Origin of the sequence: Clostridium nigeriense, assembly GCF_900086595.1 — a bacterium.
Taxonomy (GTDB): domain Bacteria; phylum Bacillota; class Clostridia; order Clostridiales; family Clostridiaceae; genus Clostridium; species Clostridium nigeriense.
The window spans coordinates 3,239,035-3,259,065 of record NZ_LT575472.1 but is presented as its reverse complement, the minus strand read 5'-3'; the positions used below and the strand labels follow the sequence as shown (position 1 = coordinate 3,259,065).

Annotated in this window: 21 protein-coding genes; 20 read left to right on the top strand and 1 reads right to left on the bottom strand. The window is 28.0% G+C overall.

The window, feature by feature from the left end; translation table 11 throughout:
- From BN6774_RS15270 to BN6774_RS15240, 7 genes are all read left to right on the top strand, one after another.
- A complete protein-coding gene (locus BN6774_RS15270) occupies positions 1–1,905 on the top strand; it encodes an NADH-ubiquinone oxidoreductase-F iron-sulfur binding region domain-containing protein (RefSeq protein ID WP_066895309.1) in 1,905 nt (634 codons plus the stop codon).
- Positions 1,905–3,629 carry an NADH-dependent [FeFe] hydrogenase, group A6 gene (locus BN6774_RS15265; RefSeq protein ID WP_066895307.1) on the top strand — a complete coding sequence of 575 codons (1,725 nt, stop codon included), beginning with the start codon at positions 1,905–1,907 and terminating at the stop codon, positions 3,627–3,629. The genes BN6774_RS15270 and BN6774_RS15265 overlap by 1 nt, the downstream gene beginning before the upstream one ends.
- A 220-nt stretch (positions 3,630–3,849) precedes the next feature.
- Positions 3,850–4,401, top strand: a complete 552-nt coding sequence (locus BN6774_RS15260; protein WP_066895305.1) for a DUF5317 family protein — start codon at positions 3,850–3,852, stop codon at positions 4,399–4,401.
- 39 nt (positions 4,402–4,440) lie between these two features.
- Positions 4,441–4,902, top strand: coding sequence for a hypothetical protein (locus BN6774_RS15255; RefSeq protein ID WP_066895303.1), 462 nt, complete (start codon positions 4,441–4,443; stop codon positions 4,900–4,902).
- On the top strand, positions 4,899–5,576 hold the full coding sequence (locus BN6774_RS15250; RefSeq protein WP_066895301.1) for an accessory gene regulator ArgB-like protein: 678 nt from the start codon (positions 4,899–4,901) through the stop codon (positions 5,574–5,576). Before BN6774_RS15255 ends, BN6774_RS15250 begins: the two co-directional genes overlap by 4 nt.
- Positions 5,557–5,691: a cyclic lactone autoinducer peptide gene (locus BN6774_RS15245; protein WP_066895299.1), complete on the top strand. Its 135-nt coding sequence runs from the start codon at positions 5,557–5,559 to the stop codon at positions 5,689–5,691. The genes BN6774_RS15250 and BN6774_RS15245 overlap by 20 nt, the downstream gene beginning before the upstream one ends.
- 56 nt (positions 5,692–5,747) lie before the next feature.
- Positions 5,748–7,445: a bifunctional diguanylate cyclase/phosphohydrolase gene (locus BN6774_RS15240; RefSeq protein ID WP_066895297.1), complete on the top strand. Its 1,698-nt coding sequence runs from the start codon at positions 5,748–5,750 to the stop codon at positions 7,443–7,445.
- Between the two features lie 86 nt (positions 7,446–7,531).
- On the opposite strand, the gene BN6774_RS15235 is transcribed toward BN6774_RS15240, so the two are convergent.
- Positions 7,532–8,668, bottom strand: coding sequence for an AI-2E family transporter (locus tag BN6774_RS15235; protein ID WP_066895295.1), 1,137 nt, complete (start codon positions 8,666–8,668; stop codon positions 7,532–7,534).
- Between the two features lie 169 nt (positions 8,669–8,837).
- On the opposite strand from BN6774_RS15235, the gene BN6774_RS15230 reads away from it, so the two are divergent.
- From BN6774_RS15230 to BN6774_RS15170, 13 genes are all read left to right on the top strand, one after another.
- Positions 8,838–9,422 (top strand): NUDIX hydrolase, encoded by a 585-nt coding sequence (locus tag BN6774_RS15230; protein WP_066895293.1) that lies wholly within the window; start codon positions 8,838–8,840, stop codon positions 9,420–9,422.
- A 56-nt stretch (positions 9,423–9,478) separates the two neighbouring features.
- Positions 9,479–10,438, top strand: coding sequence for an alpha/beta fold hydrolase (locus BN6774_RS15225; RefSeq protein ID WP_066895291.1), 960 nt, complete (start codon positions 9,479–9,481; stop codon positions 10,436–10,438).
- 77 nt (positions 10,439–10,515) lie between these two features.
- The gene (locus BN6774_RS15220) at positions 10,516–11,067 is read left to right on the top strand and encodes a GNAT family N-acetyltransferase (protein ID WP_066895289.1); all 552 of its coding nucleotides are present in this window, start codon (positions 10,516–10,518) and stop codon (positions 11,065–11,067) included.
- Positions 11,068–11,352: 285 nt separating this feature from the next.
- The gene (gene sufC / locus BN6774_RS15215; protein WP_066895287.1) at positions 11,353–12,102 is read left to right on the top strand and encodes a Fe-S cluster assembly ATPase SufC; all 750 of its coding nucleotides are present in this window, start codon (positions 11,353–11,355) and stop codon (positions 12,100–12,102) included.
- Between the two features lie 13 nt (positions 12,103–12,115).
- Complete coding sequence (gene sufB / locus BN6774_RS15210; RefSeq protein ID WP_066895285.1) at positions 12,116–13,525, top strand: Fe-S cluster assembly protein SufB; 1,410 nt, start codon at positions 12,116–12,118, stop codon at positions 13,523–13,525.
- Positions 13,525–14,628, top strand: a complete 1,104-nt coding sequence (gene sufD, locus BN6774_RS15205) for a Fe-S cluster assembly protein SufD (protein ID WP_066895283.1) — start codon at positions 13,525–13,527, stop codon at positions 14,626–14,628. Before sufB ends, sufD begins: the two co-directional genes overlap by 1 nt.
- A complete protein-coding gene (locus BN6774_RS15200) occupies positions 14,621–15,850 on the top strand; it encodes a cysteine desulfurase (protein ID WP_066895281.1) in 1,230 nt (409 codons plus the stop codon). Before sufD ends, BN6774_RS15200 begins: the two co-directional genes overlap by 8 nt.
- 6 nt (positions 15,851–15,856) lie before the next feature.
- Positions 15,857–16,279 (top strand): Fe-S cluster assembly sulfur transfer protein SufU, encoded by a 423-nt coding sequence (gene sufU / locus BN6774_RS15195; RefSeq protein WP_066895279.1) that lies wholly within the window; start codon positions 15,857–15,859, stop codon positions 16,277–16,279.
- Between the two features lie 347 nt (positions 16,280–16,626).
- A complete protein-coding gene (locus BN6774_RS15190; protein WP_066895277.1) occupies positions 16,627–17,964 on the top strand; it encodes a hemolysin family protein in 1,338 nt (445 codons plus the stop codon).
- A gap of 61 nt (positions 17,965–18,025) precedes the next feature.
- Positions 18,026–18,466, top strand: a complete 441-nt coding sequence (locus BN6774_RS15185) for a DUF2383 domain-containing protein (protein ID WP_066895275.1) — start codon at positions 18,026–18,028, stop codon at positions 18,464–18,466.
- A gap of 77 nt (positions 18,467–18,543) precedes the next feature.
- Positions 18,544–18,780: a DUF1292 domain-containing protein gene (locus tag BN6774_RS15180; RefSeq protein ID WP_066895273.1), complete on the top strand. Its 237-nt coding sequence runs from the start codon at positions 18,544–18,546 to the stop codon at positions 18,778–18,780.
- A 263-nt stretch (positions 18,781–19,043) separates the two neighbouring features.
- Positions 19,044–19,274 (top strand): hypothetical protein, encoded by a 231-nt coding sequence (locus BN6774_RS15175; protein ID WP_066895271.1) that lies wholly within the window; start codon positions 19,044–19,046, stop codon positions 19,272–19,274.
- A gap of 79 nt (positions 19,275–19,353) precedes the next feature.
- Entirely contained in the window at positions 19,354–20,028 is a 675-nt protein-coding gene (locus BN6774_RS15170; protein ID WP_066895270.1) for a FliH/SctL family protein, read from the top strand.
- Positions 20,029–20,031 lie beyond the last annotated feature (3 nt).

The window sequence follows — 20,031 nt, the reverse complement described above, 5'->3', positions numbered from 1 at the left end:
ATGAATAAAATAAAGACTTACGAAGAATTATTAAACAAAGTAAGCTACTGTAAAAATAAAATTGAATTAAGAGAACACCCTGAAAAATTTAATAGGGGACAAATAGAAGAAAGGCATATATTGATTTGTGGTGGACCAGGATGTAGAGCATCAAAAGGAGATAAAATAGCAGAGAGTTTTAATGAGGAAATAACTAGGTTAAATTTAAATGATAAAGTAAAAGTAATAATCACTGGATGTTTTGGATTTTGTGCTAAGGGTCCTGTAATAGAAATTATGCCAGATAAGGTGTTTTATATTGAAGTAAAAGAAGAGGATGTTAGAGATATAATAGAAAATCATATACTTGAAGGTAGAGTTGTTGAAAGATTGCTTTATGAGGATAAAGAAAGCAAGGAAAGAATAAGAGTAAAAGAAGAAATCCCTTTCTATAAGAAACAAGTAAAAATTGCTTTAAAAAATTGTGGGCTAATAGATCCAGAAAATATGGAAGAAGCATTAGCCGTTGGGGCCTACACTGCTTTAGGTAAAGTATTGACATCAATGTCTAAAGAAGAGGTAATAAACGAAATTAAAGAGTCAGGTCTTAGAGGAAGAGGTGGCGGAGGATTTCCAACAGGTAGAAAGTGGGAAGCGGCTAAAAGAGCTGAAGGAGAAATTAAATACGTTATATGTAATGCTGATGAAGGTGATCCAGGAGCATTTATGGATAGAGCCATATTAGAGGGAGATCCTAATTGTGTATTAGAAGCAATGGCTATATGTGGATACGCTATAGGAGCTAATAAAGGGTACATTTATATTAGAGCAGAATATCCTTTAGCAGTACAGAGGTTAAAGATAGCTATTGATCAAGCCAGGAAACTTGGGTTGCTTGGAGAAAATATTTTAAATAGTGGCTTTAATTTTGATATTGAAATTAAGTATGGAGCAGGTGCTTTTGTATGTGGAGAAGCTACTGCATTAATACATTCTATTGAAGGGTTAAGAGGGGAACCAACAATGAAACCACCCAGAACCTCGGAAAAAGGATTATGGCAAAGACCAACTTGTGTTAATAATGTAGAAACCTTTGCTAATATTAGTCAAATAATTAACAATGGGGCAAAGTGGTATAACAAAATTGGAGCAGAAAAATCTACAGGGACAAAGGTATTTGCTCTTGCTGGAAATATTAATAATGTTGGGTTAGTTGAAGTTCCAATGGGAATACCATTAAAAGATATAATTTATGAAATTGGTGGAGGAGTAATAGATGATAAAAAATTAAAAGCAATTCAAACTGGGGGACCTTCTGGAGGATGCATCCCTATTGATTACTTAGATTTACCAATAGAGTATGATACTTTAACAGATATAGGGTCTATGATGGGGTCTGGTGGAATGATAGTTATGGATGAAGATAATTGTATGGTAGATATAGCAAAGTTCTATTTAGAATTTAGTGTAGATGAATCCTGTGGAAAATGTACTCCTTGTAGAATAGGAAATAAAAGGATTTTAGAAATTATAAATGATATAACAAATGGAAGAGCTAAGAAAGAGGACTTAAAGAAATTAGAGAGTCTTTGTGAAGTAGTTAAGGATTCATCTCTTTGTGGCCTTGGAGAATCTGCTCCTAATCCAGTATTAAGTACATTAAAATTTTTTAAAGATGAATATGAGGATCATGTAGTAAATAAAAAATGTAGTGCTGGGGTTTGTAAAAGTTTAGTAAAATATGAAGTTACAGATAGTTGTATTGGATGCACTAAATGTTTAAGGGCATGTCCTGTACTTTGCATTAAAGGAGAACTTAGAGAAAAGCATATTATTGATATAGATAAATGTATAAGATGTGGATTGTGCTTTGAAGCATGTCCTGTAAAAGCAATAATTAAAACTAGCTTAGGGGGTGAAAATTAATGATTAATGCAAAGATTAATGGAATTAATATAGTAGTAGAAAAGGGAACAAGCATCTTAGATGCTGCAAAATTAGTTAATATTAAACTACCAACTTTATGCAATATGAATATGATAGATGGTGAAACTAGAAATTGTAAAGGAACATGTAGAGTTTGCGTAGTTGAAATTGAAAAAAAAGAAGGATTAGTACCAGCATGTGCTACAGAAATAAAGGAAGGCATGTCAGTAAAAACTAACTCTTTAAAGGCAATTAGAGCTAGAAGGACAATAGCAGAACTACTATTATCAGATCACCCTATGGATTGTTTGAAATGTGAAAAAAATAACAAATGTGAATTACAAGATTTGGCCTTTGAACTAGGTATAGATAAAAACTCTTATGAGGGAGAAAGGGTACATTATGATTTAGATATATGTGAGTCCTTTGTAAGAGATAGAGAAAAATGCATAATGTGTAGGAGATGTGTCACCGTATGTAATGAAATCCAAAAGGTTCATGCAATAACAGTAGCTAATAGGGGATTTGAAAGCAATATTTCTACTTTTTGTGATGATAGTATAGTTAATAGTAGTTGTACGTATTGCGGGCAATGTGTAGCTGTTTGCCCTACAGGAGCATTAAGAGAAAAAAATGACTATAAAGAACTATGGAAATTATTAAATGATAATAAATATGTAATAGCTCAAATTGCTCCAGCAGTAAGATATGCTTTAGCAGAAGAATTTAAACTTGAAGCAGGAGAGTTATCTCTTGGAAGGATAATTACAGCTTTAAGAATGATGGGATTTAATGGGGTATTTGATACGAATTTTGCAGCTGACTTAACTATAACGGAGGAAGCTAATGAGTTTATGGAAAGACTTACAAAGGGGGAGAAGCTACCTATTATTACAAGTTGCTGTCCAGCTTGGGTTAAGTATGCTGAAAATAATTATTATGATAATATAGAACTTTTATCTACATGTAAATCACCACAACAAATCTTTGGAGCAATTGCAAAAAATTATTTGCCAACAAAATCTGAATTAAAAAAGAAGGATATAAAAGTAGTTTCAATAATGCCTTGTATTGCAAAAAAGTATGAGTCAAAAAGAGATGAAATGAAGGATAGAAATGGAATAGCAGATGTTGATTTAGTAATTACAACAAGAGAGCTTGCTAAATTAATAAGGGAAGCAGGAATAGATATTCTTAGTTTAAATGAGAGTGACTTTGATAGTCCATTAGGAACATCTAGTGGAGCTGGCGTTATATTTGGAACAAGTGGTGGTGTTATGGAGGCGGCATTAAGAACTTCTTATGAATGGATTACAGGAAAGACATTAGAAAAAATAGACTTTGAAGAAGTCAGGGGCTTAGAAGGAATTAAAGAAGGGAAAATAACTCTAAATGGAAAAGAGATAAATATAGCAGTTATTAGTTCTCTTGGAAAAGTTAAAAAAATAATGGATGAAATTAAGGTAGGAAACTGTAAGTATCACTTTATAGAAATTATGGCATGTCCAGGAGGATGCATTGGAGGTGGAGGACAACCTTTTATCAAATCTAATAGGGAAATATTGAAAAATAGAATGGTTGCTATTTATAAAGATGACAAAGGAAGAAAAATTAGAAAGTCTCATGAAAATCCTATTATAAAGCAAGTTTATAGAGAATATCTTAAAGAACCTAATAGTTCTATAGCACATGATATTTTACATGTAAATTATAAAAATAAATAAATATGAATTTTAAATAAAGGGAAAGTATGTAAATCCCTTTATTTTTTTGAGAATTTTAACAAGAAAAAAGGCTGAAAAAGTAGAAAAAAAGCGAAATATAAGCAAAAAAAACTATGGAAAAGAATAACGGGCAATAGTATAATTGGTTTATAAAAAAGAAATGTAATAAAAACGTATTTTTTGATGGAATATAATAAAAATAAAAGGTGAATGTTGAATTATGTTAGAAACTATAATTATTTCATTAATATTTTGTAAAATAAAGAAATTTAAAATATCACCATTATTTAAAAATTGGGCCATTTATCCTGTTTTATTTATGGAAATGGTTTACCTTGTTGTACAAGCTAATATATTTATGGAGAATTATGCTGTTATTAAGTATGTAGGTATACTAAAAACTATATATTTATGTTCGTATTTACCATTAGTTTTTAAATATAAACAGTTTATAGCATCTATTATTGGTTCTGTTTTTGTTATAGTTGGAGGAATATTGAATGATATAGCAATTGCAGTTAATAATGGATATATGCCTGTTTTTCCTACTTTATCATATATAACTGGATATGCAAAATTAGATGCATTTGATAAGGTAAATGATATACATATATTGGGAGATAGTTCAACAAAATTAAAGCCATTAACAGATATATTTGATATAGGATATAGTGTACTTAGCATAGGAGATATTTTCATTAGAGTATATGTATTCATTATAATTTACAATGTAGTTAAATCATTAAACATAACAAAAGATAAGATAAATTAGTTGATTTATTTAAAAACATATAGAAAAAGGAGATAATGCATGTTAAAGTTACAACCTATAGAATTTTTCTTAAGAACAATACCTGAAGGATTTCTTTTTATATTTGCTATTTATGTATTTTCACAAATTAATATAGATAGAAAAAAATATTTAATATCGAGTTTGTTATTTTCTACTTCAGTGTACATAATAAGATTACTTCCAATAAACTATGGGGTACATATGATTTTATCAGTGTTAGTTTTATCGTTTATATCCATAGTATATAATAAAATAGATGCAATTCAATCAATAAAAAGTATTATAATTTTATATATAATTCAACTAATATCAGAAGCCGTTAATGTCGTATTACTTAACTTAATGAAGCTTGATTTAGATAAGTTATTTAAAGATCCAATAAAAAAATCTATTTTAGGACTACCATCATTACTAATTACATTAACAATTATTATAATATTTTATTTAATAAATAAAAAAAGAAGGAAACTTAAAAAATGAATTTAGAACTATTGTGCAAAAATATATCACATAATTTAAAAAAAGAGTTAAATTTAGATGAGGATAAAAGAAGTATAATAGAATATGGTTTATATGCTGTTTTACACATGATTATATCAATATTAGCAGTTGGTATATTTGGTAAAATATTAGGGGTAATGTATGAAGCATTAATTATCTCATTTGTTCAAGCTATATTGAGAAAATATTCTGGTGGAGTTCATGCAAGCACTCCATTTAATTGTATAGTAATAGGTGTAATAGTATCTGTATTACCTGGATATTTAATGAAAAATGTTAATTTAAATGTTAACTATATAATTATTATAGGAGTTATTTTATATATCACTTCATTAATTATTATTTATAAGCTAGCTCCTGTAGATAGTCCTAATAAACCAATTAAAAAAGAAGAAAAAATAAGAAGATTAAAAAAGAGTTCACTAACAATATTATCTATTTATATGATTATAGTATGTTTTAATTTAATAATGTATTATATTAAAAATAATGAGGTTTTTTTAATTTATTCTGCGTGTATATATTTAGGTATATTATGGCAGGTGTTTACTTTAACTACATATGGTCATATTTTAGTAAATACAGTAGACTCTTTATTAATAAAAATTATTAAAATGATGGGAGTTGAAAGAAATGAAAAGATTAAACAATAAAATTCTAATGGCAGTTGCAGCTTTTGCTACAGCAATAGCATCTGTAGTAGCTACATCAGCATGTTTCTGGTCAGTATATCAACCAGAAGAGCCAAAGGCTTTAAGAGATGAATAATTAAATAAAGATCGGATGAATCCGATCTTTATTTAAATTACTAAGAGGTGGACAATTTGAACAAAATAAACAAGGATAAAAGAAAGCAAATAAATGATATGGTTTCAATAGTAAAATTGACATCATTAATGTTCACAGCTATTATATTTTTTCAATATATTTTTAATGATAATGAATTTTTAAATAATTTAATATATCAACAAATTATGGTTATGGCCTTAGGAGTTGTAATGTTATTATTATTAGGAATATACCTTGTATGGTCATTTTCACTAAATGATCAAATAAATAAAAATAAATATAGAAAAATAATATTTGTAGAAAATTTAGTTTTTATTGGAATTTTCTTTGTTGCTGTATTCCTATCAGGGGCCTATAAAAGTGAATTTAAATATATATTTCTTTTTATAATAACAAGTTCAACTATACAGTTAGGTTTAAAAAATGGAATAACAGTTGCAGTAATATCTTCAGTATTAATACTAGGAATGGATATCCTTTGTGTTCAAAATACAAATGTTAATAAATATTTTCAAACAGATTTAATTCTTTCAGGCATTTTCATTTTAACAGCTTGGCCTTTAGGGTTCTATGTTAAGATAGAAGGTGAGCATATTGATAAATTAGAGGAATTAGTAAATAAAGATGGTTTAACTGGAGTATTTAATCATAGATATTTTCAAGACGCATTAAAAGAGAAAGTAGCACTATCAGAGAAATATAAAGAGCCTGTTTCAATGATATTTGTTGATATAGATTACTTTAAACATTACAATGATTTATATGGTCATCAAAAAGGTGATGAAGTACTAAGGACTATAGGGAAAATATTAAGAGAAAACTTAAGAGAAAATGATGTTGCAGCTAGGTATGGGGGAGAAGAATTTGCTATAATTCTACCTAATACGAAGGAAACTGAAGCAGTTATTATAGCTGATAAAATTAGAAAAATTATAGAGGATACAAAATTCTATGGTGAGGAAAATCAGCCAAATGGGGTATTAACTGCTTCTATGGGAATATCAGTATATCCTGATAAAGCTAAAAATGATGTTACCCTAATTAAAAGTGCAGATGATGCGTTATATAGAGCTAAATTCTTTAAAAAGAATAGAGTTGAAACATATACATCAATATTAGATGAAATAAATGCTGATATTGAGGACAAGGATGTAGAGTTAATTGCATCTATTAAAACCTTAATAATTGTAATAAATGCTAAGGATAGATATACATATGGTCATTCAGAAAGAGTAGTTCTCTACAGTAGGTTGCTAGCTGAAAAGTTAAAGTTAAGTGAAAAAGATAAGAAAAAATTAATTTATGGTGCTTATATGCACGATATAGGAAAAATTAATATTTCTCAAGACATATTAATTAAAAAAATGCCATTGACAGATAAGGAATGGGAAATATTGAAGTGTCATCCTCAAGATGGAATAGAGATTATTAAGCCAGTAAAATCATTACAAGACATAATACCAATAATATTACATCATCATGAAAGGTATGATGGAACAGGATACCCAAATAAGTTAAGGGGAGAAGAAATACCTTATTTAGCTAGAGTTTTAAGTGTTGTAGATAGTTTTGATGCAATGACTTCTAATAGACCATATAATGTTAGAAAAAATTATCAAGAAGCAATAGAAGAATTAAAAAAATATAGTGGAAGTCAATTTGATCCTGAAATTGCAGATAAGTTTATAGAAGTAATTAAAGAAAATAAAGATAAGTTAGACAACTTAATCTAGTATATTAATTAACTTTAGAAAATAAAAGTGCTATTGCACTTTAAAATAACGCTATAATTATAAATGGGCTGTTTGTAACAGCCCATTTATAATTTTATGTCTTTTTTTATAAGCCTTTTATTAGTATATTCTTTAATAAGCTGATAAGCTACACTAAATGTAGGAATTCCTATAAGCATACCTATTAAACCTAAGGTGCTTCCACCAACTAACATTGCAAGCATAACCCATATTGCCGATAATCCAACAGAATTACCAACAACTCTCGGATAAATAATATTACCTTCAAATTGTTGTAGACATAGAATAAAGACTATAAACCATAAAGCTTTTATAGGATCAATAATAAGAATTAAGAATACAGCAGGTATAGTTCCTATAAAGGCTCCAAAAACAGGGATTAATGCAGTAACACCTATAAGAACACTTATTAATAAGGCGTAAGGCATTGAAAATATTGTCATACCTACAAAACATAAGGCTCCTAATATAAAAGCCTCTACACATTGACCTGTTATAAATTTAGAAAAAGTAGTATTAGCAATTTTACCTACTCCAATAGATTTATCAGCAAAACTTTTTGGAGTAAAGGCATATAACATTTTTTTTGCTTGATATATAAGAGTTTCTTTACTAGCAAGCATATAAATAGTTAACACTAAAGAAAGAACAAAGTTAACAATTCCGCTAGTTATTGTAACTGTAGTACTTAAAATTCCCGTTAAAGATGTAGTTAAAAAATTGGCAAAAAACTTAAGAAGCTCTCTCCAAGTACTAATTAGAGTATTGTATATATTATTTAATATTTCAGTTGATGAAATATATTCATTAATTAAAGCTTCAAAAGATTTAATATAATCTGGAACAGTATCTAAAAGAGTAGATACACTAGAAACTAATTGAGGTATAACAAAAAATGCTAGGGCTAATATTAAACCTATAACAGTAATAAATGTGGTTAATATAGATAATGGTCTTTTTAGGCCTCTAAGAAAACTAGATTTTTCTTTATCTAAAAAGTTAAAAACTTTATTTTCAAAAAAGCTCATTGGCAAGTTTAGTACAAAAGCCATACTAAAAGCAACAATAAATGGACTTATTATTCCAAATATATTACCAAAAGTTGAAACTACTGATTTTATATTTAATAGAATAAAACATAGAAATATCAAATATGTTCCAAGTAGAATATTTTCTTTAAATTTCTTATTTAACTCCTTCAACTAAAAATCCTCCAATATTTAAAATTATTATATATGTTTTTAATTAGTGAACATATCATATATTATAATTTTAAAACAATAATAAAAGGAATGCTAGTAATAAAGTTGAATCATTTGTAAATTAAAAGTAAAATATAAAAAGGAAATAAGATGAAATGGAGATGAGATAATGAGTAAGGTTAATAGTATAAAAACATTAGCAAGTACTAAATATTTATCATTATATAGCGCTGATTATACAAATAAAAAAGGAAATTTAAGAAATTGGACTATAGCTTCTAGAAAGAATTTAAAAACTATAGAAAATAAATTTTTTAATGATGGAGATGACAATATAGATGCAGTTGTAGTAATTGCAAAACATATTGATGAAGATAAGCTAGTGGTTATTAGACAGTTTAGGGTACCTATAAATGATTATGTTATTGAGTTACCAGCTGGATTAGTAGATGGAAATGAAGGATTTGAAGAAGCTGTCAAAAGAGAATTAAAAGAGGAAACAGGATTGGATTTGATAAATATAGATAAAGAAGCTACTAAAGAGAAAGTATATGTTTCCGTAGGAATGACTGACGAATCTATAGCTTTAGTACAATGTACATGTAGAGGAACAGTATCTAAAGAAAATTTAGAAGATGATGAAGATATAGAGGTTGTTATGCTTTCAAAAGAAGAAGCAAAGGAACTTATAAAATCAAATGAAAATATAGATGTAAAGGCATTACTTGCAATACAAAATTTTATATTAAGCTAATAAATTTACTAAAAGGAGATAAAATACTAAATATTATAGTTTAAGAGGTAATTTAAATGGATAATAGAAAGTATTTTATGAATTTTGGTATGGATGAAGATGTAGTTGAAGAGGTTAAGAAAAAGCTTAAGTATATAAAGACTAGTGGTAACTTTACTGGAGAAAAGGGAAATAAAATATATTATGAAAAATATAAGGTTAAAAATGAAAAGGGAAGAATAGTTATTTCGCATGGTTTTACCGAATGTATAGAAAAATACATTGAAATTATATATTACTTTACAAGAGAAGGTTATTCTACCTTTATTATGGAGCATAGGGGACATGGTCGTTCAGGATGTTTAGGAGCGGATAGTACTCAAATACATATTGAAGATTTTAATTTTTATATTAAAGATTTAAAAAGTTTTATTGATAAAATTGTTGTTAAAAAGAAAAATTTATTTTTATTTGCTCACTCTATGGGAGGAGCCATTGGAGCTATGTTTATAGAAAAATACCCATCATATTTTAAAAAGGCAATTTTATCTTCACCTATGCTTAAAATTGCTATAGGAAAAATTCCGAATTTTTTAGCTTTATTTTTAGCTAAGATAGCTATAGTAATGGGAAAAGAAAATGAGTTTATAGTTGGTAATATGCCTTATGAAAGTTCCTATGATTTCTTTTTAGCATCTACTTCAAATGAGAGTCGGTATAACTACTACTACAGAGAGATAGTAGCAAATAGCAAAATACAAAGAGGTGGTGGCTCTTATAGATGGTTATATGAATCCCTAAAAGCAATTAATTACATATTAAATAGAAATAATATAAAAAATATTAATATACCAGTTTTACTTTTTCAAGGAGGAAAGGATGAACTAGTAGGCGAAGAGGGAGGTCAAAAATTTGCTAAAAAATGCAGGTTTTGTAAGTTGATAAAATTTGAAAATGCAAAGCATGAACTTTACTTAGAAAATAATAATATACTGGAAGTTTATCTGGATACTATATTTGAATTTTTAGAAAACTAAAATTAGTTAGATTTTTTTGTTAACAATATTAAAGAGAAGAAAATATGATAATATAGGTGAAAGAGGAGGGATAAACTTTGGAGGAATTACTAAAGCTTAAAAAAAAATCTGGAAATATAGTAAATGCAAAATATAAGATTTTAGATTTAAGTTATATAGATAAAATAATGGAATTACAAGACAGAATAATTGAAGATTTAGAAGACAAACAACTATATGCTCCTACAGAAAAAGAAGAATTTATTGATTGCATAGTAAATGATGGTAAAATAATAGGTTATTTAGATGAGAACAATGAATTAATAGCAATGGGAGCATATGTAAGAAAAGGATATTCAAAAGGTAACTATGGATATGACTTAGGAATAGAAGGAGAAATGCTACTTAATATTGCTCAAGTAGAGTCTACAGTTGTAAGAAGTGACTATAGGGGAAATGGGCTTCAAAGAATATTGTGTGAGAAGATAGAGGATATTGCAAAAAAGGATAGAGTTAAATTACTAACCTCCACAGCATCCCCATATAATAACTATAGTGTTAATACTTTTAAAAAATTAGGATATGAAATCAAGAAAGATAAACTTAAGTATGGTGGTTTAAGAAGGTACGTATTAGCTAAGGAACTTTAAAGTATATCTGAATTGATTTTTAAAGTGCACCTATTAATTTTGCAATGGTTTAGAGACTAGCCATTGGATAAACAAAATTATTTAGGTGCTTTTTTTATAAATTAAAATAATAATTAGAAATGTAAAGATAATAAAAGTTATTAAAAAATATTTACTTTATATAGTTAATAATAGCTAAAATAACGGTTGATTAATTCTTAGTAATTTAGTATGATATAATTAATTCAGAGTGAAACACTAAGATATGATTTAAATATATTATTTCTATAATAAGGAGATGTAAAAATGAGTGAAGTTTTATTAAATATAAATGGTTTAAAAACTGCAGTAGAAGGAAAGGAAATCCTAAAGGGTCTAGATTTAAAAATAAATAAAGGTGAAATACATGTAATAATGGGCCCAAATGGAGCTGGTAAATCTACTTTAGCAAATGCATTAATGGCTCATCCAAGATATGAAAGAGTTGAGGGAGACATTGTTTTTGAAGGTGAAGATATAACAGAATTAAAAACAGATGAAAGAGCTAAGAAAGGTTTATTCTTATCTTTTCAACATCCAGAAGAAATACCTGGAATAACAGTTGAAAACTTTATTAGAAGTTCAAAAATTGCAAAGGATGGTCAATTAATTAAATTCTTAAAGTTTGATAAAGACTTAAAAAACAATATGAAAGAATTAAAAATGGATCCAATCTATGCAAAGAGATACTTAAATGTAGGTTTTTCTGGTGGAGAAAAGAAGAAAAACGAAATACTACAAATGCTTATGTTAAGTCCTAAATTAGCAATTTTAGATGAAACAGATTCAGGTCTAGATGTAGATGCTATTAGAGTTGTTTCAGAAGGTATAAAAATGTATGCTAATGAAAATAACGGAGTATTAATAATAACTCACAATACTAAGATTCTTGAAAACTTAAAACCTGATTATGTTCATGTTTTAGTTAATGGAAAGATAGTTAAAACAGGAAATGCAGATTTAGCTAATGAAATTGAGAAAAATGGATATGAAGCTTTTAAAGCAGAAGCTATGTAGGAGGTGACTGGCTTTGGAAATGAAAAAAAAGACCTACGTTGAAGACGTAGAAAGAGGAATTTACGACGTAAAGAATGAGGATAAGTTTGAATTTAAAACAGATAAAGGTTTAACTAGAGAAATTGTTGAAACAATTTCAAAAGAAAAAGAGGAACCAGACTGGATGAGAGAATTCAGATTAAAATCTCTTGATATATATAATAAAATTAAATTACCAACTTGGGGTCCTTCTTTAGATGAATTAGATATGGATAATATAGTTACATATGTTAGACCAAAATCTAAGTTAAATGAAAGCTGGGAAGATGTACCGGAAGATATTAAAAAGACATTTGATCTTTTAGGTATTCCAGAAGCAGAAAAGAAATCCCTAGCAGGAGTTGGTGCTCAATACGATTCAGAGGTAGTTTATCATAGTATTAGAGAAGACCTTGTAAAACAAGGTGTAGTTTATACTGATATGGAAACTGCAGTTAGAGATTATGAAGATATAGTTAAAGAATACTTTATGAAATGTGTAGCCCCAAGTGATCATAAATTTGCAGCCCTTCATGGAGCTGTATGGTCAGGTGGATCCTTTGTATATGTACCAAAGGGAATTAAAGTTGATATACCATTACAATCATACTTTAGATTAAATTCACCAGGAGCAGGTCAATTTGAACACACATTAATTGTAGTAGAAGAGGGAGCTAGTCTACACTTTATTGAGGGATGTTCAGCACCTAAGTATAATGTAACTAATTTACATGCAGGTTGTGTTGAATTATTTGTAAAGGAAGGCGCTAGTTTAAGATATAGCACTATAGAAAACTGGTCAAAAAACATGCTTAACTTAAATACTAAGAGAGCAATAGTTGAAAAGAATGGAACAATAGAATGGGTATCTGGTTCCTTTGGATCTAGAATATCTATGTTATATCCAATGAGTATATTAAAGGGTGAAGGAGCAAAGGCTGAATTTACGGGAGTATCTTTTGCAGGAAAAGGCCAAAACCTAGACACTGGAGCTAAGATAATTCATGCAGCACCAAATACTTCATCAACAATAAACTCAAAATCTATTTCTAAAAATGGTGGAGTTGCAACTTATAGAGGTGTAGTTAAAGTAAATCCAAATGCTTATAACTCAAAATCAGTAGTATCCTGTGAATCATTAATGTTAGATAATATTTCAAAATCTGATACTATACCAGTTATTGATTTAGCAAATGATGATGTTGAAATCGGACATGAAGCAAAAATAGGTAAAATCAGCGATGATGCAATATTCTATTTAATGAGTAGAGGAATTACAGAAGAAGAAGCTAAATCAATGATAGTAAGAGGTTTCGTTGAACCTATATCAAAGGAACTACCACTTGAATATGCAGTTGAAATGAATAATTTAATTAAGCTTGAACTAGAAGGGAGCATAGGATAATGAACAATTTAGATTTTAATAATATTAATAAGACTCCTGTAAGAACAAAAAGCTGGTTAAAGGTTAATGATGTATCATTAAAGGATTATAATGCTCCTGAAATTGGAGAGTTTAATAATTATAAGGTAACTGGTAATGAACTTGAAGGAGTTACTATAGAAGAGTTTTCAAAAGGTAAAGTATTACCATTAAATAAAGATTTTACTTATGGAGCTTCAGAAGAACTAATAAATCAAGGAGAGCTTGATTTTAATAAAGGTTTCTTTATAAAAATAGATAAAAGAGCAAAGGTTCAAGATCCAATAGTTATAGAATTTAATATGGATAATGAAAATAGCACTTTAGTAGATAATGTTTTAGTAGTTGCTGAAGAAGATTCAGAAGCTAAAATTATTATAAAATATAATTCAAAAGATAATGTAGAAGGTTATCACAATGGAGTATGTAAAATCTTTAGTAAAGAAAATAGTAATATACAAGTAATTAAAGTGAATTTATTAAACAAAGAAACAGTTAATATAGATTCAAATTTATCTGATATCAATAGTTATGGAAAAGTAGATTTTGTATCTATTGATTTAGGTGGAAAAGTTAGTATAACAAACTACCATGGAGATTTAAAAGAAGATAGTTCAGAATCTAATTTAAGTTCAATTTATCTTGGTGGAGATAAAAAAGTTATAGATATGAATTATATTGTTACTCATAAGGGAATAAGAAGTAAGTCTAATATTATTACAAGAGGTGCCCTTAAAGGAGAAGCAAATAAGATATTTAGAGGAACTATAGACTTTAAAAGAGGAGCTTCTAAAAGTAAGGGAGCAGAAGATGAATATTGTATGATTTTATCACCAAAGGTAAAATCTAAAGCAATGCCATTGTTACTTTGTGAAGAAGATGATGTATCTGGAGAACACGCAGCAGCTTCAGGTAAAATAGATGAAAATAAGCTATTCTATTTAATGAGTAGAGGATTAGATTACAATGATGCCAGAAGAGTAATTATAGAAGGTGCATTTAATCCTATAATAGATAAAATAGAAGATGAAACAATAAAAAATGAAGTTTTAGCTTCAATAAAGGAATGTTTAGATAATGAATAATAGAGATTTTTTAAAGGATTTTCCTACTTTAAATAAAGAGAGAAATGGAAAGAAAATAGCTTATTTAGATAGTGCTGCAACTACACAAAAGCCAAGAGCAGTAATAGAGGCTATAAAGGGATACTATGAAAAAACAAATGCAAACCCTCATAGAGGAGCTTATGAGTTAAGTGTTCTTGCTACTGATGCATATGATGAAGCAAGAGAAAAAGTTAAAAGCTTTATCAATGCAAAACATAGAGAAGAAATTATATTTACTAAAAATGCAACAGAAGCTTTTAATTTACTTTCAATGTCTTATGGCATGAATTTTATAAATGAAGGCGATGAAATAGTTATTTCTATTGCAGAACATCATTCAAATTTAATTCCATGGCAACAAGTTGCAAAGGCAAAGGGTGCAATTTTAAAGTATATGTACACTGATGAAAATGGTGAATTAACAGAAGAGGAAGTACATTCTAAAATAACAGATAAAACTAAGATAGTAAGCATAACACATGTTTCTAATGCTTTAGGAACAATAAATCCTGTAAAGCAAATAGCAGAATATGCTCACTCTAAGGGAGCTATAGTTATAGTAGATGGTGCACAAAGTGTTCCTCATATGAAAGTAGATGTAAGAGATATAAATGCAGACTTTTTAGTTATTGCAGGACATAAGCTTTTAGCACCAATGGGAATAGGTGTACTTTATGGTAAAAAAGAATTATTAGAAAAAATGCCACCAATTATTTTTGGTGGAGATATGGTTGAATATGTTTATGAACAAGAAACAACATTTAATGTTTTACCATATAAATTTGAAGCTGGAACACAAAATGTAGAAGCAGCTGTTGGTTTATCTAAGGCCATAGACTATTTAAATGAAATTGGAATGGATAATATTGAAAAAATAGAAAAAGAACTAATGTCCTATGCAATAGAAGAAATAAGTAAATTAGAATATGTAAAAATATATGGCCCGAAAGATATAGATAAAAGAGGTGGGGTTTTATCCTTTGAAATAAGCGGAGTTCACCCACATGATGTTGCTTCAATTTTTGATACCTTTGGAGTTTGTATAAGAGCTGGAAACCATTGTGCTCAGCCTCTAATGAGATATATGGGAATAAATGCAACATCTAGAGCAAGCATTTATTTCTATAATACAAAAGAAGATATTGATAGATTAATAGAAGCAATCAAAAAGACATACGATATGTTTTCAAAATGGAGGTAATATTTAATGGATTTAAATGAAATTTATACAACTCTTATAATGGAGCATAGTTCATCAAAGCATAATAGAAGAAAACTAGATCATGTAGATTTATGTGAAAAAGGACATAATCCAAGTTGTGGTGATGAAATAACATTAGAAATAAAAATGAATGGGGATATAATAGAAGACTTAGCATTTACAGGCCAAGGATGTGCTATTTCTCAAGCATCAACCTCAATGATGATAGATCTTATAAAAGGAAAAAATAAAGAGGAAGCATTAAAATTAGTTGAAACCTTTATAGGAATGATAAAAAGAGAAATTGATGATGAAGATGAGTTAGAAGCATTAGAGGATGCAATAGTTCTGAAAAATATCTCAAATATGCCAGCAAGAGTAAAATGTGCTGTTTTAGCTTGGCATACTTTAAAAGAAGCAATAGCTTAGATAAAATGCATGCATTTTATAATGTAAAGTTAAGAATGAAGAATTAAGAATTAAGGAAAAAAATCCTTTGGATTTTTAAATAAAAAGTGCTTTGCACTATTTAAAATAAGTTTTGCTGTGCAAAACATCCTTAATTTTACATTCTTCATTTTTCATTCTAAATTTAAAGTGTTCTTAATTTTTCATTATTAATTCAAAGCTATGATTTATTATTCTTAAATAAAATGGAATAATTTTAAATTTTACAACAATTTGCTTTATATCGTTATAAATAAGGATTTGATATAGTAATATAAATTATGGTAGAATAAAGTCATTATATTTTAAAAATAAGGAGAAATGCGTAAATGGAAGGTAGTCCCGGGAGTAGTTTTATTTTAATCTTAATTTTAGTATTGGTTAATGCTTTTTTTGCATCTGCAGAAATGGCAATAGTATCATTAAACAAAACTAAAATAAATATTTTAGATGAGGAAGGAAATAAGAAAGCAAAGCTTTTAAAAAATGTAATGAAGGATCCAAATAGGTTTTTATCTACAATACAAGTTGGTATAACTTTTGCAGGGTTCTTTGCATCAGCATCAGCAGCAACATCGATTTCTTATGGATTTGCTAACTTTTTAAAGGGTATTAATGTACCATATAGTGAAAGTATAGCTTTAGTTTTAACAACACTTGCTATATCTTATATAACATTAGTATTAGGAGAATTAGTACCTAAGAGAATAGCACTTCAAAATTCAGAAAAATTAGCAATGTCAGTTATTAAACCTATAATTTTTATTTCTAAGTTGACCAAGCCTTTTGTATGGTTTTTATCTTTTTCAACTAATGTGATTTTAAAAATCCTTAGAATAAATACAGAAGGAATAGAAGAGCAAATATCAAGAGAAGAAATAAGAAGTTTAATAGAAATAGGTGAGGAAAACGGAGCTATAAATCCATCAGAAAGAGAAATGATAGATGGAATTATTGAATTTGATGATACAACAGCTAAAAAGATCATGACCCCTAGAACAGAAACTTTCTTATTAAATGTTAATGATAATATAAGAGAGTGTATTAAAGAGATTTTAGATGAGAATTATTCAAGAATACCTGTTTATGAAGGTGAACAAGATAATATTATAGGAATACTACACATGAAAGATTTATTTGCATGTATAGTAGAAAATGGTATAGATAATGTTAATATAAGAGATTTATTAATAGAGCCGAGCTTTTTTATTGAAACTAAAAATATAGATGATTTATTTAAAGAATTAAAAGAGAAAAAGGCATATATAGCTGTATTAATAGATGAGTATGGTGGTTTTTCTGGAATTGTTACCATGGAAGACATAATAGAAGAAGTAATGGGAGAAATTCTAGACGAATATGATGATAATCTAGATATAGAAAAAATAGATGATGACAATTATATAGTTAGTGGTTTAATGGCATTAACAGATATAAATAGTTATTTAGATATAGAGTTAGAATCAGAATTTGCTGATACTATAGCAGGGTTATTTATAGAAAAGTTAGGTGAAATACCAACTTCAACTCAAAATTGTGAGGTTAATCTAAATAATGTAACTTTAAAGTTATTAAAATTAGATGATAAAAGAATAGATAAGATTCATATAGTTTTAGATCATAATTTACAAGAAGAAGTAAGTTGTGATGAAGATATAGAAATTTAATAAATAAAATGTATAATACTCCTCTATAATACTAAAAATATTATAGAGGAGTGTTTTAATTATGATAGAAAATACCTTAAAAGAATTAAATACCCAACTTGAAGGAGTAATAATGGGTGAAAATGCAATGTCAAACTTAAAAGATAAAGCAAAGGATTATAAACTGATTGAATTAATCGATGATACCTTATGCACAGTGCAAAAAAATAAAGATGTAATAGTAAAAGAAATAGAGGAATTGGGCGGAACACCTACTCATAATGAAGGTGTATGGGGAAAAATATTAGAGATTTTTAATAATATAAAAGAAATGACAATTGATACAGATAAGGAAATATTAGAAAAAGCTATTCAAGGAACTGAAATGGGATTTAAAGCTATATTGGATTTCTTAATAAAAGAGGATAATTTACATGATCATTTTAAAAAAGAATTAATTAAGGTTTCAGATGAATATAGTAGAAATATTAAGGATATGCAAGAATATTTAATTAACATATAATAGATATAAAAATGAATATGCATAAATTTATTTAATTAATGCAAAATAAAACTAATAAAATAAAGGAGTGTGTATTTATGAGTGATAAAATAATGACATTTAATGATGAGAATGGAAACAAAGTGGAGTATGCAATTTTAGAACAAAAATTAATTTGTGGAAGTGAATATGTTGCAATGGCTCCTGTTAAAGATAAATCACATATTGAAATTTATAAAATAAAATTTGATAAGGATTGGAATGAAAGTTTGAGCGAAGTAGAATCTCAAACAGAAATAAATATGTATAAAGAAGTATCAAATTTAAAGTTTTAATTGCACATAAAAACACTAGTAAACTAAATTATGTTTGCTAGTGCTTTTTAATTTTTGGAAATTATAAAAATGTTATTCTATCAATAATATTTTTATGATTTCCTTCCTTCAGTTTGAAAAGAGATAAAAATTGTATGACGGGGACTTGGAGCGCATGCGACGGAGCAAGTAATACAATGTTTATCTCTTCTTTTATTTTAGATTCACAAATGAATTTGTCTATGAATAAGATAAAATAAAATAAGTTTAGGAGTAATGATTTCATGAATAGTTATAATCTAATAATGAAACTACAAGCTAAAATGCAAGATCCTAGATTTGCAGAAAGATTTAATAGAATAGTTTCAGAATTCAATAGTATTCCTGGAGTTCAACAGGAAGTAATGAGAATAGCTCAAATACAAGACGAAAGACAAAGAGAAAAAGCTATATCCAAACTACCAGATAGAGTTAAACATTTGGTTAGAGAAGTAAGCTCATTATTAAATGAATAAGTTAAAATTAATCATTAACAAAAGCCAAGTAATTTGCATATATTATGTATTATAAGTATTTTACAAGGAGATAAAAAATATGGGAACTAATTACGAATATAATGCTGAAAATTTCGAAGAAATTTTAAGTAGGCTTCAAGCAGATGAAACTGAATTATTATCAAACAATAATTGTAATAATTCAGAAAATGGATTAGCTGATTTTGACTTTTCAGAATTAGAAAACTTAGGTTTAGAAGGACTAAACTCAAACACTTCTAGAAGCTGTCCTGACTTAGAAAATAATATTGGAACATTAGAAGTAGCTAGCAATTGTAATTCAGGCTGTGGAGTTGTAAGCTGTAGACAATGCTATGAAAAAGGATTAAGAAATGGATTAGAGCAAGGATTTACTAGAGGATATCAAAAAGGATATTGTAAAGGAAGAGACGCAGGATTACGTGAAGGATTTAATGCAGGGTTAGAAAGAGGATTAAGTAGAGCAGAAGAATTAGCTAGAGCTGCTTATGAAAAAGGCTTTAAATGTGGATATCAAAAAGGGTATTCAGCTGGATACCAAAAAGGTTTCCAAGATGGATGCAGAATTGGATTCCAAAGAGGAGCAAGAGCTGGTTTTAACAATGGTTTTAGAAGTGGCTACGAAAAAGCTGTTAGAGATATTATTAGGTGTGCAAATGCAAATGCAGCTAACAATGGTGTAGGAACAGGCTGTAATAATAATTCAAATTCAAATGGATCTTGGAGAAATTGTTAAAGA